Genomic DNA, 25,587 nt, shown 5'->3' with positions numbered 1-25,587 from the left:
CGCACGTTACCGGCGCCCTTCCGGTCCGCGGAACGCGGGGACGGCCGGTCAGGCGCGGGCGGCGAACGCGGACAAGAAGGCGGCCGGGCCGTGGCACAGCGAGGCCACCACCTTCGTGGGGTCCGCAGCAGGGCCGTGAGAATTCGGGCGACGTCGGCGTCGACGGCCAGGTCCTGCATCGGGCCGTGACCTCCGGGGATGATCACACCGTCGTGGCCGGCTCAAGAACGACTGACCGTCCTCCTTCCGCCGCTCTGACCTGGGCGGACGTGGTGGCATGCTGGTCGCGTGCAGGTGGCGGGGACGGTCGTGCGGTGGCGGGCGTGAAAGCGGTCGCGGGGTGCGGGCTATACCCGGTGACCGCTTTCGTCCTGCCGAGAGGTGACCGATGACCAGGACTCCTGTATGACCGCCGGGCCGGGGGTGGACGAGGCCGCCGAGGTGCGGCTCTCGCTCGCCGAGCCGGAACGGTTCGCGGTGGTGTTCGAGGCGTACTTCGCGGAGATCCACCGATATGTTGCCGCCCGGCTGGGGGCGGGCGCGGCCGAGGACGTGGTGGCGGACGTGTTCCTGTCCGCGTTCCGGAACCGGTCGCGGTACGACGCCGAACAGGGCGGGGTGCGGGCGTGGCTGTACGGGATCGCCACCCACCGCGTCAGCAGGCAGCGGCGGGTGGAGGTGCGGGCGCTGCGGGCGATGGGCCGGCAGGCGCCGCAGCCCCCCGCCGAGAGCCCGGAGAACCAGGTGCTGTCCGCCGTGACCGCGCAGCGGCTGCGCCCGGAGCTGGCCAGGGCGATCGCCTCGCTGAGTGAGCGGGACCGGGACGTGCTGCTGCTGGTGGCGCTGGCCGGGCTGACCCACCAGGAGATCGCCGCCGCGCTGGACATCCCCTACGGGACGGTCGGATCCCGGCTGAACCGCGCCAGGAAGAAGGTGCGCGCCGTGCTCGGCGACACCAATCCGATGTACCGCACCCACCTCGACCTTCCCCGAGAGGCATGACCATGGACGATCTGAAGATGGTGCGCGAGGCCTACGGCCGGATCGCCCCCGACGACGGGCTCAGGGCCCGCGTCCGCGCCCGGCTCGCCGCCGAGACCGGCGTGACCGCCGAGACCGCCGGAAGCCGCGTTTCTGGCGGTCCTGGCGGCCACGGCCGAGGCGGGGATGAGCACGGTCGTGGAGGGCGCGGTCGTGGCGGTAACGGTCGTGGCGGGCGCGACTGGGCCGACGTGCCGGTCCTGCGTGTTCGCGGGTGGCGGCGGGGGACCGTGCCGGTGGGGCTCGCCGCCGCGGCCGCGATCGCCGCGGTGGCGATCACGATCACCGGCTCCGGCTCCGGTGACGGCCCGGTCACCGTTCCCGCCCCGCCGGTGGCCCTGTCGACCGCCTCCGGGCAGCCGACGGCCCGGACGATCCTGCTGGCGGCGGCACGGACGGCGGCGGCCGAGCCGGAGGGCCGGTTCTGGCGGCTGCACACGGTCGGTGGCTCCACCGGCACCGTCGAGGGGCCCGCCAGCTACACCATCCTGGCTCCCAGCGAGTTCGACGGATGGCGCTCCCCCTCGGCCGGCGACACCGACGTCACCTTCCAGCGTGACCTGCCCGCCCACCCCCTGACCGACCGGGACAAGGCCGCCTGGGAGTCGGCGGGTTCCCCCTCCTCGTTCAAGGTCCGCAACAACGAGGACTTCGTCACCTACACCACCGGCGAGGGCGACTGGCGGCAGGAGAAGGCCTCACCGGAGGACAAGCGGCAGGCCGCCCGTTCGCTCAAGGAGCTCTGCGCCCGGCCGGAGGCCGCCCCCAAGTGCTCCCCGGCCACCCTGCTGAACTGGCAGGACAAGGAGAGGATCGCCGCCGACCCCGGCCGGTTCCAGGAGCTGCTGTTCCCCCGCGCCGCGGGACAGGAGGCCGGGCCGGCCGCCAAGTTGCAGCAGGGGTTCGTGTTCCTGATCGACCAGCCCGCGTCGCCCAAGGTCAGGGCCGAGGCGTTCCGGGTGCTGGCCGACCTGCCGGGCGTGCGTTCCCGGCAGGACGTCACGACCTCCGACGGCCGCGCGGGGATCGGGATCGCGGCCGACGGCAAGATGATCGACGAGAGCGACGCCGCCTTCGAATACATGATCATCTTCGACCCGGAGACCCACACCGTCATCGGCGAGAAGCAGACGATCACCGCCGGAACCTACCGGGGACTCGGCGCCGGCACCCTGCTCATGCAGACCAGCGTCAAGCAGGCCGGATGGACCAGCGAGGACCCGCACCACGACTGACCGGCATCCCCTCGGGGGCGCGGCGGTGCTCGGTCGGTGCCTGGCCGGTGACCCGTTTGAAGGCGGAACTGAAGGCGCCCTCGGACGCGTACCCGAACTCCGCCGCGATCGAGGCGACCGTGCGGTCGGTGGACCGCAGCGCCCGCGCGGCGGAGCGTACGCGCCACCGGGCCAGGTAGTCGAGCGGCGTAAGGCCGACCTGGGTGCGGAAACGCAACGCGAAGCCGCTCCGCGACATGCCGGCCTCGGCCGCCAGGTCGGCGACCGTCCACCGGCGAGAAGGCTCGCGGTGGATCACCGTCAGCGCCGCTCCGACGTGCTGGTCGCCCAGCGCGCCCAGCCACCCCGTGGGCCGCCCGTCCGCCCAGGCGTCCGAGTACAGCAGTGTGCGGAGCGCCTGGACGAACAGGACGGTGGTCAGCTGCTCCCGCATCGTGGCCGACCCCGGCGAGTCGGCCGAGGTCTCCGCGCCGAGCAGTTCCAGGGTCGGGCGCAGCACGGTGGCCCGGTGGCTGTCCGCGGCGATGCGCACGCACGAGGGCAGGTTGTCCAGCAGCAGCATGGACGTGGTGTCGTCGAACATCACGGCCCCGCCGACCAGGACCGTGCGGCCCGGATCGTCCCGCCCGGTGGGGGCGCCGGTGTGGTACACGGTGTCCGGCCAGCTCCTGGCGAACACCGCCATGCCGTCGGCCGGCTCGGTGTCCAGGTCGGAGGCGGAGGTGAACGACCGCCCGCTGGCGAGCAGGTAACACTCCCCCGCCCGCAGGTGCACGGGGTCGCTTCCCTCCGAGCTGATCCAGCAGTGGCCCTCCAGCACGGCGCCGACCTTGAGGTGCTGGTAGGGCTCGAACCGCAGGGCCCACCGCCCGGTCGCCTCGAACCGGGACGGAAGCGCCGCGCGGACGTCCAGCAGCGCGAGTACGTCGGACAGCGGATCCACGTGCCCTCCTGGACGGTCGAAGAAGGATCCTGGACTCCTGACCATGGATTATGCGTCATGCCCTGCCTAGGTTGAACCACGAGTCAGCAGAAAGGAACGCACATGCGGTTCAACCCGCTCGGCGATACCGGGGTGTTCGTCTCGAGCATCGCCCTCGGCACCATGACCTTCGGTGGAGGTGACACCGCGCCGTGGAACATCATCGGCGGCCTCGATCTGGAAGCGGCCGGCCGCCTGGTGGGCACCGCGCTCGACGCCGGCGTGAACCTGGTCGACACCGCGGACATGTACGCCGCGGGCGAATGCGAGACCATGCTCGGGCGGATCTTGGCGTCGCGGCGCGACGAGGTGGTGCTGGCGACCAAGCTCGCCGCCCGCATGGGCACCGGCCCCAACGACGTGGGCCTGTCCCGGCTGCACGTCACGCGCGCGCTGGAGGGCAGCCTCCGGCGGCTGCGGACCGACCACATAGATCTTTACCAGATCCATAACTTCGACGCGATCACCCCGATCGCGGAGACGCTCGCCGCGCTCGACGACGCGGTGCGCCAGGGCAAGATCCGCTACATCGGCGCGTCCAACCTGGCGGCGTGGCAGATGTCGAAGGCGCTCGGCGTCTCCGACCTGCGCGGGCTGTCGCGCTTCGTCTCCTCGCAGTCGTACTACTCCCTGGCCGGCCGGGACATCGAGGCCGAGCTCGTGCCGATGCTGCTCGAGGAGAAGCTGGGACTGCTGGTCTACAGCCCGTTGGCCGGGGGTTTCCTGTCCGGGAAGTTCGACCGCGCCGGCTCGGCCGACCGGGACGCCCGGCGGAGCAAGGCCGATCTGCCGCCGGTGGACAAGGAGCGCGCCTACGACATCGTCGACGCCCTGCGCGTGGTCGCCGGCCGTCATGACGCGACCGTCGCCCAGGTGGCGCTGGCCTGGGTGCTGACCCGGCCCGCGGTGACCAGCGTGATCGTGGGGGCCAGGAACACCCGGCAGCTGACCGCCAACCTCGCCTCGGCCGACGTGGAGCTGACCCCCGAGGACCTCGGCGAGCTCGACGCGGCGGGCCGCGTCCCGCCGCGCTACCCCGGCTGGATCCAGGCGGACCAGAGCTGGCGCGACCCCGTGCCCGCCTGAGCGGACACCGAGGCGCGCCGGGCCACGGCGCGTCTCAGGCGAGCTCGTCCTCGAGGTAGCGGTCGCCCGCCGCGTACCAACCGGTCACGACCTGGGCCGCGATCACGGCGAACAGGAGCGCGAACGGCAGCGCCCAGCCGCCGCTCGCGGAGTACAGCACGCCCACCACGATCGGGCCCGCGCCGGCGATGAGGTACCCGGTGCTCTGCCCGAACGCGGACAGCGCGGCGGTCACCTCCGCCCGGCGGGTGCGGAGCGCGAGCAGCGTGAGCGCAAGCGGGAACGAGCCCATGCCGACGCCGACCACCATCACCCAGATCCACAGGGTCGACACCGGGGCGGCCAGCATGCCGGCGAAGCCCACGACGTAGAGGGCGGCGAAGCCCACGATCATCGGGCGCTGGCCGGCGGTGCGCGCCGCGATGGCGGGCACGGCGAGCGCGACGGGGATGCCGAGGGCCGCGAACACCGCCAGACTGGCACCGGCCTGGGCGGCGGTGTACCCCTTGTCCTGGAGGAACTGGGGCAGCCAGCCGAACATCACGTAGGCGACGAGCGACTGACTGCCGAAGTATCCGGCGATGGCCCAGGCCAGCCGGGTGCGCACCAGGGCTCGCGTCCCGGCGCCGTCTCGCGCGCTGTCCCGCTCCGGCTCACTGCGCAGAAGCGCAAGCCACGGAATGGCGGCCACAGCGGCGAGTGCCGCCCACACGCCGAGAGCGACGTGCCAGTTGCCGTCGGCGGCCCGCTGGATCGGGACCGTCGCGGCGGCGGCGAGCATGGTGCCGACGGCCAGGGCCGTCGCGTACAGGGTGGTCATCGCCCCGGTGCGGCGCGGGAAGTGGCGCTTTATCAGGGTCGGGATCAGCACGTTGCCGATCGCGCCCCCGGACAGCGCCAGCACGCTGGCCGCGAGGAAGACGAAGGCGGAGCCGACCAGGGCGCGGACGAGCAGGCCCGCACCGAGGAACACCAGCGCCGCCAGCAGCAGGCGGTGCTCGCCGACGCGCCGGGCCAGGGACGGGGTCACCGACCCGAACACCGCGAAGCACAGCACCGGCAGGGTGGTCAGCAGGCCGGTGACCACCCCCGACATGCCCAGCGCCTGACTCACCTGCTGGAGTACCGGTCCGACGCTCGTCACGGCGGTGCGCAGGTTGAGCGCGGCGAGCACGATGCCGAGCACGACCAGCCACGCGATCGATCCCGTACGGGCCGGCCTCCGCGCCGGTGCGGTCACCGGCCTCCGTGCCTGTGCGGTCGTCAGGGGCCCGTCCGGGGCGAGCACGGTCATCGCGGGGGTCAGTCCTTCGCGTGTCGAGGGGTTGTCGAATCATAGGATGATTGGACATCCCCAAGACTAACAGATCCCGCCCCCCACATTCCCCTCCGCCCCGTCCTGCCTCCCGGCCCCCACCCCGCCTTACCCGGCACCGGTTCCTGACCCCGGCCTCCCGCTTCCACCCCCGACCGGCTCCAACTCCAGTTCAGGGCCCGATATTTCGTGACATGGGAAAGGGGACAGGGTCGGCCCTGTCCCCTTTCGGTGTCGCCTGGACTCCGGTGCCGCCCGGACGCGGTCAGCGCGTCAGGCGAGGCGCTCCGGGGTGAGCGGCGGCTCGTCGTCCCAGCGGGGCGTGCCCGTGGGAGAGACGGGCCCGCTGCCCGGCGCCGGGAGCGCCGCGTCCGGCGGGTACTCCCGCTGGACCGGCTGCGGCGGCATCGGGTCGTCGGGGCGGTGGACGGGCCCGGGACCCGCCATCGCGCCGGGGACGGCCTCCGGCCGCGCGGCCGGGATCGTCTCCGGAACCACGCCGGACCCGGCGGTCGCGCCGGTGCCCCGCATCACGTCGGCGTCCGGAGCGGTACGGGCCGCGGCGCTGTGGTCGCCGTCGAGGGGCGCGGGCACCTCACCGCGCCAGCCACCGGTCTCATGCCCCTTGGACTCGATGAACTTCTTGAACCGTTCGAGGTCCCCGTGGACCCGCATGCGGACGAGCTGCAGCTTGTCGCCGGCGGTCTCGACGAACCCCTCCGGGGAGAACTCCATCTGGAGCATCACCCGCGTGGTGTCGTCGGTGATGTGGTGAAAGGTCACCACGCCGCCCTGCCAGGGCTCCTCCAGCGACCGCCACGCCACCCGCTCGTCGGGCCGCTGTTCGGTGATCTCCGACGCGAACTCGCGGTGCACGCCGGCGACCTGGACGCTCCACAGCAAGCGGGTGTCGTCGATCTGTTTGACCGACTCCACGCCCTCCATGAACTCGGGGAAGCTCTCGAACTGGGTCCACTGGTTGTAGGCCGTCCGCACGGGCACGGCCACGTCGACCGAGTGCTCGATGGTGCTCATCAGGCTTCCTCCCTTTTTTGTGGGTACGAAGACCTGCCCTGCCCCGCAGACCCTGGCCTATTCGGGCCCGCGGGTGCGGAAAATCCACAGGAGGCCGACCAGCGGCAGCACCAGGGGGATGAAACCGTAGCCGCTGCCGTAGCCCGACCACACCGTGGCGTGCGGGAACGCGGCCGGATCGATGACGCTGAGCGTGCCGACGACCAGCACCCCGGCCAGCTCGATCACGCAGGCGGCGAGGGCCGTCCCGCGCGCGCCGCGCGCGAGCGCCACGGTGAGCACGATGTAGACGGCCGCCGCGAACGCCGACAGCACGTACGCCAGGGGCGCCTCGTGGTACTTCGTCGCGATCTGCACCGCGGCGCGGGCGCCGGCCGCGAGCGCGAAGACGCCGTAGACGGCGACCAGCAGGCGGCCGGGCCCGGTGTTCACCCGCGTACCGGTCATGCGGTCCCCTGCCAGAGCTGCAGCAACCTGCCGACCATGACGGGGATGGCGAAGCACCCGACGGCGGCGACCGCCGGGCCCCACCTGGTGCGCTCGCCGAGCGCCCAGAAGGCCGCGACCGGGGGGATCAGGATCGAACCCGCGAGGTAGCCGATGAACGTCGCCGTCTCTGCGGGATGCTCGCCGCCGACGACCTTGGCGATCCCGACGCCCGCCTGGGTCAGCAGCGCGAGCTCCAGCAGGCCGATGCCCGAGAGCAGCACGATGCCCATGGGCCGGTCCCGCAGTGCCACGATCACGCACAGCGCGGCCAGCAGCAGCGAGCCGATGATCAGCGCGGTGGCGAGGGCGCCGATCATCGCACGGCCGGGGAACACGGGGTCATGGCAGGTAGATTATCGGCCCGCCACCCCGATCCTCATTTCGGTCCGCCCCCGCGGACCCGCCACGCGCCGGCCGGAGCCGGGATCAGGAGCAGGTCACGAGCACGATCGACAGGACGGTGCAGCGGACCTGTGCGGCGTCGTTGGAGGACACGGGGTCGGCCGGGTCGGACGCGGTGCGCGTGGCACGGAAGGTGTACGGCACCCCGATGCTCAGCAGCCCCACCGGGACCGAGAACTTCCTGGTCACCGACCCGCCGAGCGCGACCTGCCCCGTCGTGCAGGTGACGGTGCCCGAGGCGGTGGCGCAGTCGCTCGACACGGCGGTGAACCCGGCGGGGAGCGGGGTGGTGACGGTGGCGTCGCGCAGCACGCCGGGCCCGTTGTCGGTGACCCGCACGGTGAACTCGATCTTCGGGACGAGCAGGCCGAGCTTGGGGGCGGCGGTGAGCGCCACGGCCGCGTCGGCCTCGCTGACGATGGTCAGCACCGGCCCGTTGACGATCTCGGAGGCGTAGTTGGAGCCGCGCAGCTCACCCTGGAACGTCCGCTCGCCTGGCTGGGCGTTCTGCGCGATGGCCAGCGTGAACGTGACGGTGGCCGAGGCGCCGCCCGCCAGTGCTCCGACCGGCGCCTGGAAGCCGATCGGCCCGGTGCCGTCGGACACGGTCGAGCACGCGCCCGCCGCGCCCGCGCAGCCGGTCAGCGTGGCGTAGGACGGCAGGGCCACGGGGCTGGTGAACAGCCTGGCGGCCGCGTTGAGGACGGTGAAGCCGTGCACGTTGGTGACCGTGACGCCCACCGTCACCGAGCCTCCGGTGGTGACCTGAGCGGGCGACAGGGACAGCGTCACCTCGGGCGGGTCGGCGGCCGCGGGACTGGCGAGGGACATGACCATCGCGATGGCCGTGGCCACCAGGAGGAGGGGGTGCCGGAGGGATCTCATCGCAGCCTTTCGACGTCGAAGACCTGAACCCTCCGACTATCGCCGCAGATATCCGCCGACGACAGCAAATTGCAGTTAATTGGTCACGATAGGTAGTGGCCAGTTGTGGACATCTTCCCCGGCCGGCGCGGGCGCGGTCAGGGGAGGGACAGGTCGGCCGCGAGACCGTCGAGCAGCCACTTCAGGCCGCGCTCGAAGTTGTCCACCGCACCCGGGAAGTCCGTCTTCATGAACCGGGCGAGGTTCGGGAAGTCTCCGGTCTCCATGAGTTCGCTGATGTAGGGCTGGAGGAGCGCCTCCCGCTCGGCCTGGCTGCCCCCATCCCGCCGCACGGCGACGCCCCTGGAGACCTCGCGGATCGTGTGCCCCAAGGTGTAGTCGTCGGCCGCCGTGAGGATGAGCCCCTTCGCCTCGTCGTCGAGGTCGAGGCCGGCGAGCGCCGTGAGCGACTGCTCGCCGTGGCGCAGGCTGTTGGGCCCGATCTTCGGACGCTGCGCGGCCAGGTCGACCATCCACGGGTGGCGCAGCATGGCGTTCCGCGTGGCCCTGGAGATCGCCGAGACCCCCTCGCGCCACCCCGGCGGCAGCCCGCCCGCCACGCACGTCTCGCTCGCGACCTTGTCGAACATCAGGTCGAGCAGGTCCTCCTTGCGCTCGATGTGGGTGTAGAGGCTCATGGCCCTGGCGCCCAGTTCGCCCGCGACGCGGCGGATCGAGACCGCCGCCAGCCCTTCGGCGTCCGCGAGGGCGACGGCGGTGTCCACGATCGCCTCACGCGACAGCGCCGATCGCCGCTTGCCCGCCTCGCGCACCCACACCGGGCCGCGCGCCCGCTCTCCGGCCTCGTTCACACGGCACATTGTACGGCGTAGCGCAAATCGCTACGGTGTACGGAACAGGCGATACGGTGTACGGTCAGACGCTACAGCGTACGAAAAGGAGAGGACCCTCCCCCATGACGACGACGACCGAAGAGGCCCCCACCGGTTTCGATCCGGCGCTCAAACGGATGGCGCTGGTGGTGGCGCTCGGCGCGATCATGACGATCCTGGACACCACGATCGTCAACGTCGCGATCAACACGCTCGGCAGGGACTTCGACACCTCCCTCTCGACGATCCAGTGGGTGATCACCGGCTACACCCTGGCCCTGTCGATGACGATCCCGATCACCGGCTGGGTGGTCGAGCGGTTCGGGGCCAAGACGATGTGGCTGACCTCGCTCACGCTGTTCATCGCGGGCTCGCTGCTCTGCGGTATCGCCTGGTCTGCGCCCAGCCTCATCGCGTTCCGCGTCGTGCAGGGCATCGGCGGCGGGCTGCTCATGCCGGTCGGCCAGAGCATGCTCGCCCGCGAGGCGGGCCCCCAGCGGATGGGCCGGGCGATGGCCGTGATCGCCGTGCCGGGCATGCTGGCGCCCGTCCTCGGGCCGGTGCTCGGCGGCGGGATCCTCGACCACCTGGCGTGGCGCTGGCTATTCTACGTCAACGTGCCGTTCTGCGCGATCGCGCTCCTGCTCGCCATCCGGCTGCTCCCGAAGGACGAGGACCGGCGCGCGGACAGCAGGCTGGACGGGGTCGGCCTCGCGCTGCTGTCGCCCGGCCTCGCGGCCACGGTGTACGGGCTCTCCCAGGTCGGCGAGGGCGACGGCCTCACCGGTGCCGGCGCGCTCGCCGGGCTCGGGGCCGGCCTGGTGCTGATCGTGTCGTTCGTCGTGTGGTCACTGCGCAGGGGCGAGCGGGCGCTGCTCGACCTCCGGGTGTTCCGGTACCGCGGCTTCCTGCTGGCGGTGGGCACCCTGGTCCTCTACTCGGCCGCGATCTTCGGTGTGCTGGTCCTGACGCCGCTCTACTACCAGATCATGAGAGGCGCGAGCGCCCTGGACGCCGGCCTGCTGCTCGCCCCGCTGGGGGTCGGCGCGATCATCACCATGCCGCTGGCCGGGCGGTTCACCGACCGCCTCGGCTCTCGTGGCATCGGGATGACCGGCGTCGCCGTGGCCACGGCGGGAACGCTGGCCCTCACCCAGATCGACGCCGCCACCGCGGTGCCGGTGCTCGCCGTCGCACTGTTCGTCGTGGGGCTCGGGCACGGCCTGATCCTGCCGTCGATGTCGGCCGCGTTCTACCAGGGGATGCCGAAGACCTCGATCCCGGCGGCGACGACCGTGAGCAACATCGCCATCCGGGTGGCCAGCTCGCTGGGCGTCGCCATGCTGGCCGTGGTCCTGCAGATCCGCCTCCGGTCGGGGGTCCCGGGTTCGGACGGCACGCTCGCCGACGCGGCCGCCCACGGCGCGGACGCCGCCGGCGCGGTCACCCAGGCCTTCTCCGGCAGCTTCTGGTGGGCGGTGGCCCTCGGCGCCCTGGCCCTCGTCCCCGCCACCCTGATCCCCCGCAAACCCACCCTGTAGGTCAGCGGCGGGGTAACAGAGTGTAGTCGGGGAAGTTGCCGGGGATGCGCTCGCCTTCCTGGCCGAGGGTGACGGCGCGCACCAGCAGCTCGCCCCCGACGAACGCGCCGCGCCAGGAGGCTCCGAGACCGCCGAAGAGCTCCTCGCGATCACCACGGGACCGGGGCCCGTTGATCCCCACCTTGAACGCGCGGACCTCGCCCGCCAGCCGCCGTGCGGTCTCCTCCTCGTCACAGGAGATCGTCGCGACCAGCGCGCCGTTGCTCGCGTTCATCGCGGCCAGGAACTCGGCCTCGGTGTCCACCAGCACGACGGTGTCGACCGGGCCGAACGGCTCGGCGTGGAACAGCGGCGAGGAGCCCGGCGGGGTCAGCAGCGCGACCGGCGCGAAGTACGCGGACGTGTCCTGACCGGGCAGGAACCTCCCCTCGCCGAGCGAGCCCCGGTGGAGGGGGACCCCGCCCCGGGCGATCGCCTCGTCGACCTGGTCGGCCAGCTCCTTGGCCTTCGTACTGTTGATCAGCGGTCCGAAGTCCAGCTCGGGAAGGGGATCGCCGGGGTCCTCCACCGCCAGCGGATGGCCGAACCGCACCGAGCGGACGGCCGACAGGTAGGCGTCCAGGAACTCGTGGAACAGCGACCGCTGCACGACGAACCTCGGGTAGGCGGTGCAGCGCTGCTTGCCGTAGTCGAAGGTCCTGCGGATCTGCCCGGCGAGCAGCTCCCAGCCGCCGTACTCCCAGACCCCCCAGCAGTTGAGCCCCTCCTGCTCCAGGACGTGCCGGCGGTCGAGGCCGGCCAGCGAGGTCGCCACCTGGGCGCCGGAGCCCCGCCCGCCGACGAAGGAGACGCAGCCGATGCCGGAGCCGCGCACCAGCGCCGGGGACAGCTCCCCTCCCCCGCCGCTCACCAGGGTGATGGGCAGCCCTTCGTGGACGGCCAGCGCGCACGCCAGGGTCAGGCAGGCGAGCCCGCCATCGGTCGGGGTCTTGGCGATGACGGCGTTCCCGGCCAGTGCCTGGACCAGCATCGCGTGCATGAGCACGCTCATCGGGTAGTTCCAGCTCGCGATGTTGCTCACCGGGCCGTCCAGCGGGACGCGGCCGGCGACCATCCCGCCCACCTCCGCGACGTACCACCGGACGCCCTCGACGCACCGGTCGACGTCGGCGCGTGCCGTCTTCCACGGCTTGCCGATCTCCCACACCAGCAGGAGCGCCAGCAGGTCGCGGTGGGCCTCGATCGCGTCGAGCGCCGCCGTCACCCGTGCGGCCCGCTCCCCGAGCGGCACGTGGCGCCACCGCGCGTGCTCGTCGACGCTCGCCCGCACGGCCTTGACGGCGGCCGGCCGGTCGAGCCTCGGCGGGCCGGCGACGGCGGTGCCGTCAACGGGGGAGAAGTCCGGCGCCGGCCGGCCGTCCCGCCGCCAGTACCCTCCCCACCGGTTGAGCACCCGATCGTCATGAAACGCCTCGGGCGCCGCGGCACGGCACCGTTCGTAGGCGTCGGACCACGAGGTCCCGGGCTTCAGCACCAGCGGCATGACTTGCCTCCTCATCCATCCCTCGAACCGGACGACCCCGTCTGTTCCCCCATCTCGGCGCGCCTCCGAGATGGGGGAAGCGAAAGTGGTCAGTCGGACCAGTCGACGGCCAGCGCCATCTCGGGAAGGGGTTCGTATTCGGTGATGGCGTCGAGGGACGGGCCCATGGCGGCGTTGGCTTCGCGTTCGACCATGACCTCGACGAGCACGGGGAGGCGTTCGCGCTCCGCCTCGGCGCTCGCCCACGCCAGCGCGTCCTTGAGATCGCCCGGCACCTCGACCCGCCTGGCCGGGCAGCCGAAGGCCTCCATGAGCTTGACGTGGTCGATGCCGCCCTCGCCGTAGTGCAGGTCGACCGCGTAGTTCATGTCGTACGGCAGCTCGGCCTGCCGGATCAGCCCGAGGTACTCGTTGTTGATCATCACGATCACGAACGGGATGCGGTACTGGGCGGCCACCGCGATCTCCTCCATCATGAACTGGAAGGAGTAGTCGCCGACGACGGCCACGACCTGGCGCTCCGGGTGGGCGCACTTGACCCCGATCGCCGCCGGGATCTCCCAGCCCAGCGGCCCCGCCTGGCCGCAGACCAGGTAGCGGCGGGGCAGGAAGGTGCGCTGGAACTGCCCCGACCAGATCTGGTACAGGCCGATGGCCGTGACGAACGTGGTGTCCCTGCCGAAGAAGTCGTTGATCTCCTTGAAGACCCGGGGCGGCTTGATCGGCACGTCGTCGAAGTCGTCGCGCCGGGGCAGCGTCGCGCGCAGCTCGCCGACCCGGCGCGCCCACCGGCCCGTCTCGCGGGGCCGGACCAGGCGGCGGGCCTCGTCGGCCATGGCGGCCAGCGCGGGCCGGGCGTGCCCGACCACGCCGAGGTCCGGCTCGAAGACCCGGCCGATCTGGGTGGGTTCGATGTCCACGTGGATGAAACGGCGCCCGCGCCGGTAGACCTCCAGGTCGCCGGTGTGCCGGTCGCCGAACCTGGCGCCGACGGCGAGCACGAGGTCGCTTTCGAGGAACGCCGCGTTGCCCCAGCGGGTCTGCGTCTGGATGCCGGCCATCCCGGCGAACAGGGGATGGTCCTCGGGGAAGGCGCCCTTGCCCATGAGCGTCACCTGCACCGGGACCTGGAGGTACTCGGCGAGCGCGCGCAGTTCCCGCGAGGCGTCCCCGACCACGACGCCGCCGCCGGCCAGGATCAGCGGCCGTGCCGCCTCGGCCAGCAGCCCGACCGCCGCCCGTACCGAGGCCGGGGTCGGTTCTGGCACGTCGACGGGGAACGGCTCGTCCAGTTCCTCGTCGTACAGGCACGTCCCGCGCTGCACGTCGATGGGGAGGTCGATCAGCACCGGTCCTGGACGCCCCGAGCGCGCGACCCTGAAGGCCTCGCGGAACACCCACGGGGCCTGGGCGGGCTCCTTGAGCTGCACGGCCCACTTGGTCACCGGCCGGGCGATCTCGACGATGTCGACGGCCTGGAAGGACTCCTGGTGGAGCTTGTTCCTGGCGGCCTGCCCGGTGACGCAGATGATCGGGATCGAGTCGGCGAGCGCGGTGTACAACCCGGTGATCATGTTGGTGCCGGCCGGGCCCGAGGTGCCGATGGAGACGCCGACGTTGCCGGTGACCCGGGCCCAGCCGTCGGCGGCGTGCGTGCCGCCCTCCTCGTGGCGGACGGTGATGTGCCGGACGGGGCTCTTCCGCAGCGCCGCGTACAGCGGGAGTATCGCCGCGCCTGGAATGCCGAAGACGGTGTCGACGCCCTCGGACGCGAGGACGGCGACGACGGCCTCCATGCAGGGGATCCGTTTCACCCGTTGATCCTTTCGATCACCTTGAGCAGCGCGGAGTGGTCGAGGTGGCCGTGCCCCTGGGCCTTGGCGGCGGCCATGAGCTCGGCGACCAGGCCGGTGAGGGGAAGGGCGACGCCCGCGCGGCGCGCGGCGGCCAGCACGATGCCCATGTCCTTGTGGTGCAGGTCGATACGGAAACCCGGCGCGAACTCCCTTTTGATCATGGAGTGCCGCCGGAGTTCGAGGATCCGCGAGCCGGCCAGCCCGCCCGCGAGCACGTCGAGCCCGCTCTCCGGGTCGACGCCCGAGGCCTCCAGCAGGACGATCGCCTCCGCGACCAGGCCGAAGATCCCGCCGACCACGAGCTGGTTGGCCGCCTTGACGGTCTGCCCCGCGCCGGAGGGGCCGACGTGCCGGACCGTCGTGCCGAGGACCCCGAACAGCGGGCGGAGCGCCTCGAAGTCGTCCGCGTGGCCACCGGCCATGATCGAGAGCGTGCCGTCGACCGCGCCGCGCTCGCCGCCGCTCACCGGGGCGTCGAGCGGCCGGATCCCCTTGATCGTCGCCGCCTGGGCCACCCGGCAGGACGTCTCGGGCTTGATGGTGCTCATGTCCACGTGGAACATGCCGGGCTTGCCGTGTTCCAGCAGCCCGTCGCCGCCGAACGCGACCTCCTCGACCTGGGGCGAGTCGGGCAGCATGGTGATCACCACGTCCGCGCCGGCCACCGCCTCGGGTACCGACGCCGCCGCCCTGCCGCCGGCGGCGACCAGGCGCTCCACCGCCTCGCGGCTCATGTCGTACCCGGTCACGTCATAGTCGGCCCGGACCAGGTTGGCCGCCATCGGCCCGCCCATGATCCCGAGCCCGATGAACGCCGTTCGCGTGATCGTCAAGGGGTCTCCTCCAGCCAGGTGAAACTCTCCGCGCTGGGACCGGCCGGCCGGTACTCGAGACCGACGTGGCCCCGGTATCCGGCGGCGGCCAGGCGCGCGAAGATCAGGTCGTACGGCATGGCGCCCGAGCCGGGCCGGCCCCTGCCGGGGTCGTCGGCGATCTGCACGTGGCCGAACCGGCCGGCGTCGCGGTCGATCAACGCGGGCACGTCCTCTCCCATGCGGTGCAGGTGGTACAGGTCGGCGAGGAAGGCGAGGTTGGGGGCGCCCACCTGCTCGATGAGCGCGAACGCGGCGGCCGAGGACGTGATCGGGTAGCCGGGGTTCTCGTAGGAGTTGAGCGCCTCGACCACGACCGTGGCGCCGGCCTTCGCCGCCGCGCCCGCCGCCCGGGAGAGGGTGGCGAGCGCCAGCTCGCGCTGGGCCGCCTCCGGCAGGCCGGGCACCCGGTTGCCGTACAGCGCGTTCAGCACCCGGCAGCCGAGCGACCCGGCGAACCCGGCGGCGACGTCGACGTTGGCGAGGAACCGGTCGGCGTCACCGGGACGCGACAGCAGGCCGCGGTCGCCCGCGCCCATGTCGCCGGCGTCGAAGTTCAGCCCGACCAGGCGGACCCCGGCGTCCTCGATGGCCCGCCGCAGGGCGTCCAGGTCCGATTCGGGCGGATCCGGCCGGTCGAACGGCCACCACAGCTCGACGGCGTCGAACCCGGCCTTGGCCGCCGCTCCCGGCCGCTCCAGCAGCGGCAGCTCGGTGAACAGGATGGACAGGTTGACATCGAACCGGAGCCCCGCCCCCACTCCCCCGCCCCTCACACGCCACCCCGCCCGGACCCACCGAGGAGCGCGCGCATGAGGCGGGCGGTTTCGCTGGGGGTCTTGCCGACCCGCACACCGACCTTCTCCAGCGCCTCCTTCTTGGCCTGCGCCGTCCCCGCGGAACCCGACACGATCGCCCCGGCATGACCCATCGTCTTACCCTCAGGCGCGGTGAACCCCGCCACATAGGCCACCACGGGCTTGGTCACGTGCTCCTCGATGTAGGCCGCCGCACGCTCCTCCGCGTCCCCGCCGATCTCACCGATCATCACGATCGCCTCGGTACCCGGATCCGCCTGGAACGCCTCCAGCGCGTCGATGTGCGTCGTCCCGATCACCGGGTCACCACCGATGCCCACCGCCGTCGAGAAACCCACATCACGCAGCTCGTACATCAACTGGTACGTCAACGTCCCCGACTTGCTCACCAACCCGATACGACCCGCCGTGGTGATGTCCGCCGGGATGATGCCCGCGCTCGACTGCCCGGGGCTGATCAGTCCCGGGCAGTTCGGGCCGATGATCCGGGTGGTCCCCGAGGCCCGGGCGCGGGCCACGAACCGGATCGTGTCGTGGACCGGCACGCCCTCAGTGATCACCACGCACAGCGCCACGCCCGCGTCCACCGCCTCCTCGACGGCGTCGCGCGTGAACCTCGGCGGCACGAAGACGACCGACACCTCGGCGCCGGTCGCGGCCGTCGCCTCAGCCACCGAACCGAAGACGGGAAGCGCGCGCTCCCCGAAGTCGACCGACCTGCCGCCCTTGCCGGGGGTGACCCCGGCCACGATCTCGGTCCCGGCGGCGAGCATCCGCGCGGTGTGCCGGGCGCCCTCCGCACCGGTCATGCCCTGGACGAGCACCTTGCTGTCCTTGGTCAGGAAGATGGCCATCGTCGCTGCTCCTCCCGGCCGCCCACGCGGCCCGCCTCGAATGCCCGCAGGCCGATGCCGTTCACGCGGCGGCCAGGCTCGCCGCGAGCTCCGCGGCGGCGTCCATGGTCGCGACGACGCGGACCAGCGGATGCCCGGCCGCGTGGAGGACGGCGCGCCCGGCCTCGGCGCTGTTGCCGTCCAGGCGGACCACGATCGGGTGGCGCACGCCGTGCTCGCCGAGCATCCCGAGGGCCGAGACGATGCCGTGGGCGACCGCGTCGCAGGCGGTGATGCCGCCGAAGACGTTGACCAGCACGGCCCGCACGTCCGGGTCGGACAGGACGATCTCCAGGGCGTCGGCCATCACCTGCGCGGACGCGCCGCCGCCGATGTCGAGGAAGTTGGCGGGCCGCGCGCCGCCGGAGGACTGGCCGGCGTAGGCCACGACGTCGAGGGTCGACATGACCAGGCCCGCGCCGTTGCCGATGACGCCCACCTCGCCGTCGAGCTTGACGTAGTTGAGCCCTCTGGCCTTGGCCCTGGCCTCCAGCCCCGCCGCGCCGTGCGCCGCGGGCACCTCGGCGAACGCGTCGTGCCCGTGCCGGAAGGCGGCGTTGTCGTCGAGCGTGACCTTCCCGTCGAGGGCGAGCACGCGGCCGTCCGGCGTGACGGCCAGCGGGTTGACCTCGACCAGCAGCGCGTCCTCCTCGACGAGGACCCGCCACAGGCGGACCAGCACGTCGGCGACCGCGTCCTGGACGTCGGCGGGGAGCCCGGCGCGCGACGCGAGCAGCCGCGCCGACCTGCCGTCCATGCCGACGGCGGGATCGACCGGCGTCGTGACCAGCGCGTCCGGCCGGGTGGCGGCCACCTCCTCGATGTCCATGCCGCCCTCGGCGGACACGATCGCGATGAAGGCACCGCCCGCCCGGTCCACCAGATAGGCCGCGTAGTACTCCTCCAACGGCACCGTGGCCTGCTCGACGAGCACCGTCAGGGCGGTGAGCCCCTTGATGTCCATGCCGAGCACCCGCGCGGCCTCGACCTCGGCGGAGGCCGGGCCGGGCGCGGGGCGCACCCCGCCCGCCTTGCCACGGCCCCCGGTCTTCACCTGGGCCTTGATCACGGTCGGCGTCCGCAGCTCCGCCGCGACCGCCCGTGCCTCCTCGGGCGTGGACGCGACGCGGCCGCGCGGGACGGGGACGCCGTGCCGCGCGAAGAGCTCCTTCGCCTGGTACTCGAACAGGTCCATGCGACTCCTCTTACGGTTCTTCCATACGGTATACCGTATGGAAGAACCGCCGTCCAGGCCTCGACAGGCGATCCCATCAGAGTTATTCCATACAGTATGGAGAAAACACAGCTGATCCGTGACTGGCGCGGCCGTCCCTACCTCGTAGGGCAGAGCGACCGGCACCTGCTCGGCCGGTCGAGGGCCTGGATGTTCTGGCTGCCCTGGGCCGCGATGCTCGCCATCGCCCCCCTGCAGTACGGGTACGCGGCGGCGGCGCCCGCCCTGCTCGCCTCGCGCGGCGGCCCGGTCCTCTCGGTCCTGGCGCCGCTGGCGGTCTGGATCGTCTGCCAGGCCACCGCCGCGATCCCCACGATCCGCCTGCTGCGACGCGGCGCGCTCGGCGTGCGCGCCGCGCTCTGGGCGGGGGCCGCGCTGAGCGCCGCGGGTCTGCTCGCGGTCGCCCTGCCCGGCGGCTCGCCGGTGGCGGCGGCCGGGTACGCGCTGCTCGGCGGCGTCGGCGGCGGCCTGGTGTACGGGGTCTGCACCGAGACGGTCGCGCGCTGGTACCCCGAACGGCCCGCGACGCGGGTCGGCTTCGTGACCGGCGCCTACGCCTACGGCGCCGCGCCGCTCGCCGTGGTCGCCGGTCTCGTCCCCCGCCACCTCGGGCCGGCGTTCGCCGTGTCCGCGCTGGTCGCGCTGGCCGCCGTCGGAACCGCCGCCGTGTTCGTCCGGCTCCCCCCGCCGCACTGGTGGCCCGCCGGGGTCGACCCCCGCCGGCACGCGCTCGACCGGCTCATGCTGCGCAGGACCCCGCCCGCCGTGCGCCAGTTCTCCATGGGCCAGGCGCTGCGCACCGGCGCGCTGTCCAAGCTGGCGGCGATCCTGGTCTTCGCGGGCGCGGTCTCGGTCTTCGACGTGGTCGCGGTCGCGTCGGCGGGCGGCGCGGCGCCGTGGGCCGGGCTCACCCTGCTGATCACGCTCAACGGCGCGGGGCGCGCGTGCGCGATGGTGGTCTCCGAGGTCGCCGGGCGCAGGCGCGTGCTCGCCGCGGTCCTCGCCGTGCTCTGCGCCGGCCAGCTCCCGCTCGCGGTCGGCTCGGCCACGGGTTCGGCCGCCGCCCTGCTCATCGGGGCCGCTTTGGCGGGCGCGGGAGGCGGCGCGTTCTACCCGCTCATCGCCGGCCTGGTGCGCGACTTCTTCGGCGAGGAGCGCACGGCGGAGATCCATGGCGTGGTCTACAGCACCAAGGCGGTCGCCGGGCTGATCGGCGTCGGGCTCGCGGCGGCGGCCTGGACGACGGCGAGCCTGCCGGCCGCGTTCACGCTCGCGGCGCTGGTCGCGGCGCTCACGGCGACCGCCAGCCGGAACCTGCGGGTGCCGGGGCGCCCGGCCACCCTGCCCACCGGTGTGTGATCGGGCTCACCTTAGAGCGAGCCAATCAAGACTGTATGCTGTAGGCAGTTGACGAAAAACAACAAGTGGGTACGCATCCGGCGCACCCGTCACCGTTCTGGAGTTGAAATGTCGCGGTCGGATCTGGCGGGCAAGGCAGCCGCACCCAAGATCGCGCGTCCTGTCCCGCTCAGAGAGAGCGTCTTCGAGGCGCTGCTCGAACTCATCATCAGCAGCCATCTGCGCCCCGGACAGCATCTCGCCGAGAGCGAGCTCGCCGAGATGCTGGGCGTGTCCAGGCAGCCGATCAGAGAGGCGCTGCAGCTCCTCAGCGGTGAGGGGTGGGTCGACCTGCACCCCGGCCACGGCGCGTTCGTGCACGCCCCCACCGCCGAGGAGGCCGACCAGCTCCTCGCCGTGCGCGCGCTGCTGGAGACCGAGGCCGCGCGGCTGGCGGCCCGTCACCACACCGAGGAGGGCGTGGCCCTGCTGCGCGCCCTGTGCTCGCGCGGCCTGGCCGCCGTGGAGGCCGACGACGTCGAGGGCGCCGTGGCGATCAACTCCGAGCTCCACGCCACCGTGATGGAGCTCTCGGGCAACATGGTGCTGAGCGACCTCGCCGCCCAGGTGTCCCGCAGGGTCCGGTGGTACCACACGCCGGTGGCCCGCCAGCGCGGCCGGGCCTCCTGGGAGGAGCACGCCGCCCTGATCGCCGCCATCGCCGACGGCGACGAGGACCAGGCCGGCGAGATCATGAAGAACCACACCGAACAGACCCGCCACCTCTACCTGAGCCAGCTCGGCGAGGACGAGCCCGCCGAGCCGCTCCCGAGCAAGCGCAGGAAGCGGCGGGCCCCCGCCGCGCTCGGGAATTGACATGAACGTCATTCATGGCTCGCTCCGGCGAAACATCCGAGGAGGAGATTCGACGAGAAGGCATTTCATCTACTTCGCGTACTTCGCGCCGGGGAGGCGTGTGGCGACGCGCCGGCCGCCGAGAGCAGGGGACGCCCTCATGACGGCCGACGCGTCGCCGCACGCCTGAACCTCCGGTCAGGCCGGACCAACGAGCCGATCTCTACGCCGTGTCCGCGGGCTCAGCCAGAAGCCTGTTCGGACGCGGGTGTCAGGGTCGCGCCGGACGGCACGGGCGCCGCCGTGGCGCTGCGCGGCCGTCCCGGCTGACGCAGGATCAGCGAGAGCGCGCCCGCCAGCAGGCTGGTGCCTCCCGCGATGACGAACGCGCCGCCGTACCCCCAGGCGCCGACCACGACCGCGCCCATCCCCGATCCGAGCAGGCCGCTGACCAGCTTGGAGGAGTAGACCAGACCGTAGTTGGTGGCGTTGTTGTTCTCACCGAAGTAGTCGGCCGTCATGGCCGCGAACAGCGGGAAGATCGCCCCGCCGCCGAAGCCGGAGACCATGGAGGAGAGCAGGAATAACGGCATGTTGTGGATCGACCCCGACCACAGCACCGCGAACTGGGCCAGCCCCAGGATCACGCACACGATGGTGAGCGTCTGACGCCGTCCGGCCAGGTCGGAGATCCAGCCGATGACGCCGCGCCCGGTGCCGTTCACGATGGCCTTCAGGCTCATCGCCAGGGCGACGATGCCGCCGGCGAAACCCATCTCCTTTCCGAACGGGACCTGGAAGGCGATGCCGAAGATGTTCACGCCCGCCGTGAACAGCAGGCACACCCACATCAGCGGGAGCATGCCGGTGCGCACGGCCTCCCTCGGCGTGTACTGACGCACCGCCGGCGGGTTCTTGCGCAGGCTGCGCGAGCTGACCTGACCGCGTAACGGGTCGACGTGCGCGGGCCACCAGTTCTTCGGCGGATCCTTGAAGAACAGCCCGCTGACGAGCACGGCGACCAGGACGTACACCCCGACCAGGTCCAGCACGGACTGGTAGTTCTCGGTGTGCATGTAGGTGGTGAAGATGAAGACGAACGGCACCGAACCGTAGGCGAACCCGCCGTTGACGAACCCGGTCTTGCCGCCGCGCCGCTCGGGGAACCACTTGGCGACCATGTTGATGCATGTGGCGTACACCAGCCCGGCGCCTCCGCCGCCGAACAGGCCGAACCCGAGGTAGGCCCAGAAGATGCTGGGCGCGTGGCTCAGCGCGAGGTAGCCGAGGAAGGCGCCGCCCGCCCCGAGCATCATGGCCGCCCTGGCCGAGAGCCTGCCGGTCTCCCGGAGGTACCCGGCGGGGAAGGCCACCGCCGCCTGGAAGAACACCCAGACGCTGAGCAGCCAGAAGATGTTGGTGGAGGACCACCCGTGCGCGTCGTGCAACGTCTCCTCGGCGGAGCCGAATGCGTACTCCGAGACGCTGATGCCCATCATGCCGATCCACGGCAGGAGGACCATCAGCCAGCGTGGCCGTCCCATGATGTCCCGGGGGCTCTCGCCGATCCGGTAGACACGGCCGTTACTGTCGGTGATCTCCTGATGACTTGGTACCACTGTGGTCATGTGAACTGCTTTCCTCGGCGCTGACCATTGCTCCCTGTCCCCCGGCGTCCTGTCGATCCCGGCCGGCGCGGCTGACCGCGACCGGCGACCTCTCCCCCGGTCACGCGACCGGGGGGATGATCATGTGCACGTGGACATACGGGCCTCCTTTCCCGCCCCGCACGGGGCGGTGCGGACGCGGTCGATCTGGTGCGCGGAAGGCGGCGCGGAGGGCGGGAGGGCGGTGGACCGGCCAGAAGGCCCACCGCCCGGTACTCTCCGGGCCCGGCCGGGCGGACCTTCCGCCCGGCGCCTTCCGGGGGTTCAGCCGAGCAGGCCCGCCGCCCTGGCCCAGCGGTACTTGGCGCCGAGCACGGCGACGGGCTTCTCGGTCGTGTAGGGGTAGGCCACGACGCCGTGGTCGAACAGGTAGGCGCAGGCCTCCTCGACCTCGGTGTCCCCGGCCAGCGAGGCGACCACGGGCTTCTCGTTGCCCTTGGCCCGCTCCTCGGCCACCACGCGGGCGATCAGCTCGGCGAAGACCATCGGCGGGGTGACGATCGTGTGCCAGTAGCCGAGTACCAGCGCGTGGATCCGGGGGTCGGACAGCCCCAGCCTGACGGTGTTGGCGTAGGTGCTCGGGGGCTCGCCGCCGGTGATGTCGATCGGGTTGCCGGCCGCGCCGAACGGGGGGATGTACGCCCGGAATGCCTGGTCGAGGTCCTCCGGGATCTCCATGAGGGTCAGCCCGTTGTCGACGCAGGCGTCGGACAGCAGCACCCCCGAGCCGCCCGCGCCCGTGATGATGACGACGTTCTCCCCTTGGGGGGTGGGCATCAGCGGAAGGGAGCGCGCGTACTCCAGCATGTCGTTCAGCCCGGGCGCCCGGACGACCCCCGCCTGGCGCAGGATGTCGTCGTACACCTTGTCGTCGCCGGCGAGTGCGCCGGTGTGCGAGCCCGCCGCGCGGGCGCCCATGGCGGTGCGCCCGGCCTTGAGCACGATCACCGGCTTGTGGCGTGAGACGCGCCGCGCGGCCTCGACGAAGCCGCGCCCGTCCTTGAGGTCCTCCATGTGCATGGCCACGCAGTGGGTGTTCTCGTCCTGCTCGAAGAAGGTGAGCAGGTCGTCCTCGTCGATGTCGGCCTTGTTGCCCACGCCGACGATCGCCGACACGCCCATCTTGGTGGTGCGGCTGAAGCCGAGGATGGCCATGCCGATGCCGCCGCTCTGGGAGGTGAGCGCCACGCCGCCCTTCACGTCGTAGGGCGTGCAGAACGTCGCACAGAGGTTCTCCGGCGTGTAGTAATAGCCGTAGATGTTGGGCCCGAGCAGCCGCGTGCCGTGCCGGCGGGCGATCTCGACGATCTCGGCCTGGCCCTCGTGGTTGCCGGTCTCGGCGAAACCTGAGGGGATCATGATGGCTCCGGCCACGCCCTTGGCGCCCGCCTCCTCCAGGGCGGCGGCCACGAACTTCGCCGGGATCGCGAACACCGCGACGTCCACCTCGAACGGCACGTCGGCGATGCTCGCGTAGGCGGGCAGGCCCATGATGCCGGACGCCTTGGGGTTGATCGGGAAGACCTGGCCCCGGTAGCCGCCGTCGAGGAGGTTGCGCATCACCGAGTTCCCGATCTTGCCGGTCTCGGCCGACGCGCCGATCACCGCGACCGACCTCGGCTTGAAGATGCGGTTCATCGAGGCGAGGATCTCGGTGCGCGAGAGCCGCTCCACCGGCCGCACGGGCTCGGGGTCGAGCAGGACGCGCACGTCGGCGGCCGTCGCCCCTGACGCGCTCGCGAATACGGGGTTGAGGTCGACCTCGGAGATCTCCGGGAAGTCGGCGACGAGCGCGCCGACCCGTTCGATCATCGCGGCCAGCGCCTCCCGGTCGGCCGCCTCGGCGCCGCGCACCCCGCGCAGGACCTCGGCCGCCTTGATGTCGTCCAGCATCCCGAGGGCCTCGCCGCGCGTGAGCGGCGCCAGCCGGAAGGTCACGTCCTTGAGCACCTCCACCAGCACGCCGCCGAGGCCGAAGGCCACGATCTTGCCGAACGTCGGGTCGGTGACCGCGCCGATGATCACCTCGTGCCCGGCGCCGATCATGCGCTGCACCTGGACGCCGTCGATCGCCGCGTCGGCGTCGTAGGCGCCGGCCGCGGCCATGATCTGGTCGTAGCCCGCGCGCACCTCCTCGGGCGTGCGCAGCCCGACGATGACGCCGCCGGCCTCGGTCTTGTGCAGGATGTCCGGGGAGACGATCTTCATCACGACCGGGAACCCGATGCCGGCCGCGATGGCCAGCGCCTCGTCCGCCGTGGTGGCCAGGCCCTCCCCGGGGGTGACGATGCCGTACGCCTCGCAGATCTTCCTGCCCTCGGGGGCCGTCAGCGCCGTACGGCCCTCGGCCCGGGCCTTGTCCAGGACCTCGCGGACCGTGTCACCGCTACCGGCCATTCAGATCACTCCGTTCTGTCGCAGCTCCGCGAGGTCGCCGGCGGACAGGCCGAGTCCCGCGTAGACCTCGGCGTTGTGCTCGCCCAGCAGGGGCGGGGTGGTGACGGTGACCGGGGAGTCCGAGAGCTGGATGGGGCTGCCGACCGTGGTGAACCTCCCGCGCTCGGGGTGCTCCACGTCGACGATCACGCCCTGGCTCCTGAGCGTCTCGTCCTCGATGAGCTCCTTGGTCGACAGGATCGGGCCGCACGGGATGTTCTCGGCGTTGAGCGCGTCGAGCACCGCCCACTTGCCGTGCAGGCTCGTCCACTCCTCGATGAGCTGGAACATCTTGTCGAGCTTGGACAGCCGGGCCTCGGGCGTGGCCCACTCGGGGTCCTCCGCCAGCTCGGGACGCCCGATGATCTGGGCGATCGGCCGCCAGCCGGGCGGCTGCACGATCACGTAGATGTAGTCGTTCGGGCCGCCGGGGGCGCACTTGACCGCCCAGCCCGGCTGGCCGCCGCCCGAGGCGTTGCCCGACCGGGGCACCTCCTCGGCGAACGTGCGGTTGGGGTACTCGGCCAGCGCGCCGTGCGACAGCCGCTGCTGGTCGCGCAGCTTGACGCGGCACAGGTTCAGCACGGCGTGCTGCATGGCCACCTGGACGCGCTGCCCCCGGCCGGTGTGCTCGCGCTGGTAGAGGGCGGCGAGGATGCCCGCCACGGTGTGCACGCCGGTGCCGGAGTCGCCGATCTGGGCGCCGGTCGCCAGCGGCGGGCCGTCCTCGAAGCCGGTGGTGCTCATGGAGCCGCCCATGGCCTGGGCGACCACCTCGTAGGCCTTGAAGTCGGCGTACCGGCCGGGGCCGAACCCCTTGATCGACGCGTAGACCAGGCGGGGGTTGAGCTCGCGCAGCCGCTCCCAGGTGAAGCCCATGCGGTCCACCGCGCCGGGGCCGAAGTTCTCCACCAGGACGTCCGCCTCGCGGACCAGCCCGGTGAACATCTCCTTGCCGCGCTCGCTCTTCATGTTGAGCGTGATGCTCTTCTTGTTGCAGTTGAGCATCGTGAAATAGAGGCTGTCCACGCCCGGCACGTCGCGGAGCTGCCCGCGGGTGACGTCGCCCGAGGGCGACTCGAGCTTGACGACGTCGGCGCCGAGCCAGCCGAGGATCTGGGTGCAGGACGGACCGGACTGCACGTGGGTCATGTCGAGGACGCGCACGCCTTCGAGTGCTCTGCTCATCTCC

General features: G+C 72.1%; 22 protein-coding genes. 6 read left to right on the top strand and 16 right to left on the bottom strand.

Annotated features, from left to right (window positions below):
• Positions 1-405 precede the first annotated feature (405 nt).
• Together NYZ98_RS17920 and NYZ98_RS17915 are read left to right on the top strand one after the other, a co-directional pair.
• Positions 406-1,002 carry an RNA polymerase sigma factor gene (locus tag NYZ98_RS17920; RefSeq protein WP_262843946.1) on the top strand — a complete coding sequence of 199 codons (597 nt, stop codon included), beginning with the start codon at positions 406-408 and terminating at the stop codon, positions 1,000-1,002.
• 2 nt (positions 1,003-1,004) lie between these two features.
• Positions 1,005-2,276, top strand: a complete 1,272-nt coding sequence (locus NYZ98_RS17915) for a CU044_5270 family protein (protein ID WP_262843945.1) — start codon at positions 1,005-1,007, stop codon at positions 2,274-2,276.
• Here the strand turns inward: NYZ98_RS17915 and NYZ98_RS17910 are convergent.
• Positions 2,233-3,219, bottom strand: coding sequence for an AraC family transcriptional regulator (locus tag NYZ98_RS17910; RefSeq protein WP_262843944.1), 987 nt, complete (start codon positions 3,217-3,219; stop codon positions 2,233-2,235). The genes NYZ98_RS17915 and NYZ98_RS17910 overlap by 44 nt on opposite strands.
• A gap of 102 nt (positions 3,220-3,321) precedes the next feature.
• On the opposite strand from NYZ98_RS17910, the gene NYZ98_RS17905 reads away from it, so the two are divergent.
• Positions 3,322-4,344: an aldo/keto reductase gene (locus tag NYZ98_RS17905; RefSeq protein WP_262843943.1), complete on the top strand. Its 1,023-nt coding sequence runs from the start codon at positions 3,322-3,324 to the stop codon at positions 4,342-4,344.
• 34 nt (positions 4,345-4,378) lie between these two features.
• On the opposite strand, the gene NYZ98_RS17900 is transcribed toward NYZ98_RS17905, so the two are convergent.
• The 6 genes from NYZ98_RS17900 to NYZ98_RS17875 form a co-directional block, all read right to left on the bottom strand.
• The gene (locus tag NYZ98_RS17900; RefSeq protein WP_262843942.1) at positions 4,379-5,638 is read right to left on the bottom strand and encodes a CynX/NimT family MFS transporter; all 1,260 of its coding nucleotides are present in this window, start codon (positions 5,636-5,638) and stop codon (positions 4,379-4,381) included.
• 294 nt (positions 5,639-5,932) lie between these two features.
• Positions 5,933-6,694 (bottom strand): SRPBCC family protein, encoded by a 762-nt coding sequence (locus NYZ98_RS17895; RefSeq protein WP_262843941.1) that lies wholly within the window; start codon positions 6,692-6,694, stop codon positions 5,933-5,935.
• Between the two features lie 57 nt (positions 6,695-6,751).
• Positions 6,752-7,141, bottom strand: a complete 390-nt coding sequence (locus NYZ98_RS17890; protein ID WP_262843940.1) for a hypothetical protein — start codon at positions 7,139-7,141, stop codon at positions 6,752-6,754.
• Positions 7,138-7,518 carry a hypothetical protein gene (locus NYZ98_RS17885; protein WP_262843939.1) on the bottom strand — a complete coding sequence of 127 codons (381 nt, stop codon included), beginning with the start codon at positions 7,516-7,518 and terminating at the stop codon, positions 7,138-7,140. Before NYZ98_RS17885 ends, NYZ98_RS17890 begins: the two co-directional genes overlap by 4 nt.
• Before the next feature lie 91 nt (positions 7,519-7,609).
• Entirely contained in the window at positions 7,610-8,470 is an 861-nt protein-coding gene (locus NYZ98_RS17880; protein WP_262843938.1) for a DUF11 domain-containing protein, read from the bottom strand.
• Positions 8,471-8,607: 137 nt separating this feature from the next.
• Positions 8,608-9,321, bottom strand: a complete 714-nt coding sequence (locus NYZ98_RS17875) for a TetR/AcrR family transcriptional regulator (protein ID WP_262843937.1) — start codon at positions 9,319-9,321, stop codon at positions 8,608-8,610.
• Positions 9,322-9,425: 104 nt separating this feature from the next.
• On the opposite strand from NYZ98_RS17875, the gene NYZ98_RS17870 reads away from it, so the two are divergent.
• The gene (locus tag NYZ98_RS17870) at positions 9,426-10,883 is read left to right on the top strand and encodes an MDR family MFS transporter (RefSeq protein WP_262843936.1); all 1,458 of its coding nucleotides are present in this window, start codon (positions 9,426-9,428) and stop codon (positions 10,881-10,883) included.
• Between the two features lies 1 nt (position 10,884).
• Here the strand turns inward: NYZ98_RS17870 and NYZ98_RS17865 are convergent, their stop codons facing one another.
• From NYZ98_RS17865 to sucC, 6 genes are all read right to left on the bottom strand, one after another.
• On the bottom strand, positions 10,885-12,426 hold the full coding sequence (locus tag NYZ98_RS17865) for an aldehyde dehydrogenase family protein (protein WP_262843935.1): 1,542 nt from the start codon (positions 12,424-12,426) through the stop codon (positions 10,885-10,887).
• A gap of 89 nt (positions 12,427-12,515) precedes the next feature.
• Entirely contained in the window at positions 12,516-14,240 is a 1,725-nt protein-coding gene (gcl, locus tag NYZ98_RS17860) for a glyoxylate carboligase (RefSeq protein WP_262843934.1), read from the bottom strand.
• A complete protein-coding gene (locus NYZ98_RS17855; RefSeq protein ID WP_262843933.1) occupies positions 14,237-15,115 on the bottom strand; it encodes a 2-hydroxy-3-oxopropionate reductase in 879 nt (292 codons plus the stop codon). Before NYZ98_RS17855 ends, gcl begins: the two co-directional genes overlap by 4 nt.
• Positions 15,112-15,915, bottom strand: coding sequence for a hydroxypyruvate isomerase family protein (locus NYZ98_RS17850; RefSeq protein WP_262843932.1), 804 nt, complete (start codon positions 15,913-15,915; stop codon positions 15,112-15,114). Before NYZ98_RS17850 ends, NYZ98_RS17855 begins: the two co-directional genes overlap by 4 nt.
• Positions 15,916-15,926: 11 nt before the next feature.
• On the bottom strand, positions 15,927-16,826 hold the full coding sequence (gene sucD / locus NYZ98_RS17845) for a succinate--CoA ligase subunit alpha (protein WP_262843931.1): 900 nt from the start codon (positions 16,824-16,826) through the stop codon (positions 15,927-15,929).
• A 61-nt stretch (positions 16,827-16,887) separates the two neighbouring features.
• Positions 16,888-18,060 carry an ADP-forming succinate--CoA ligase subunit beta gene (gene sucC / locus NYZ98_RS17840; RefSeq protein ID WP_262843930.1) on the bottom strand — a complete coding sequence of 391 codons (1,173 nt, stop codon included), beginning with the start codon at positions 18,058-18,060 and terminating at the stop codon, positions 16,888-16,890.
• Between the two features lie 96 nt (positions 18,061-18,156).
• On the opposite strand from sucC, the gene NYZ98_RS17835 reads away from it, so the two are divergent.
• Positions 18,157-19,458, top strand: a complete 1,302-nt coding sequence (locus tag NYZ98_RS17835; RefSeq protein ID WP_262843929.1) for an MFS transporter — start codon at positions 18,157-18,159, stop codon at positions 19,456-19,458.
• Positions 19,459-19,566: 108 nt separating this feature from the next.
• On the top strand, positions 19,567-20,313 hold the full coding sequence (locus NYZ98_RS17830; protein ID WP_262843928.1) for a GntR family transcriptional regulator: 747 nt from the start codon (positions 19,567-19,569) through the stop codon (positions 20,311-20,313).
• A gap of 221 nt (positions 20,314-20,534) precedes the next feature.
• Here NYZ98_RS17830 and NYZ98_RS17825 read toward each other — a convergent pair whose 3' ends face one another.
• From NYZ98_RS17825 to frc, 3 genes are all read right to left on the bottom strand, one after another.
• Positions 20,535-21,920, bottom strand: a complete 1,386-nt coding sequence (locus NYZ98_RS17825) for an OFA family MFS transporter (protein WP_262843927.1) — start codon at positions 21,918-21,920, stop codon at positions 20,535-20,537.
• Positions 21,921-22,223: 303 nt separating this feature from the next.
• Entirely contained in the window at positions 22,224-24,356 is a 2,133-nt protein-coding gene (locus NYZ98_RS17820) for an acetate--CoA ligase family protein (RefSeq protein WP_262843926.1), read from the bottom strand.
• Positions 24,357-25,583: a formyl-CoA transferase gene (gene frc, locus NYZ98_RS17815; protein ID WP_262843925.1), complete on the bottom strand. Its 1,227-nt coding sequence runs from the start codon at positions 25,581-25,583 to the stop codon at positions 24,357-24,359. It lies immediately after the preceding gene.
• Positions 25,584-25,587: the final 4 nt, after the last annotated feature.

The organism is Sphaerisporangium corydalis, assembly GCF_025506355.1.
GTDB lineage: Bacteria > Actinomycetota > Actinomycetes > Streptosporangiales > Streptosporangiaceae > Sphaerisporangium > Sphaerisporangium corydalis.
This window is presented reverse-complemented; position numbering and strand designations above follow the sequence as displayed.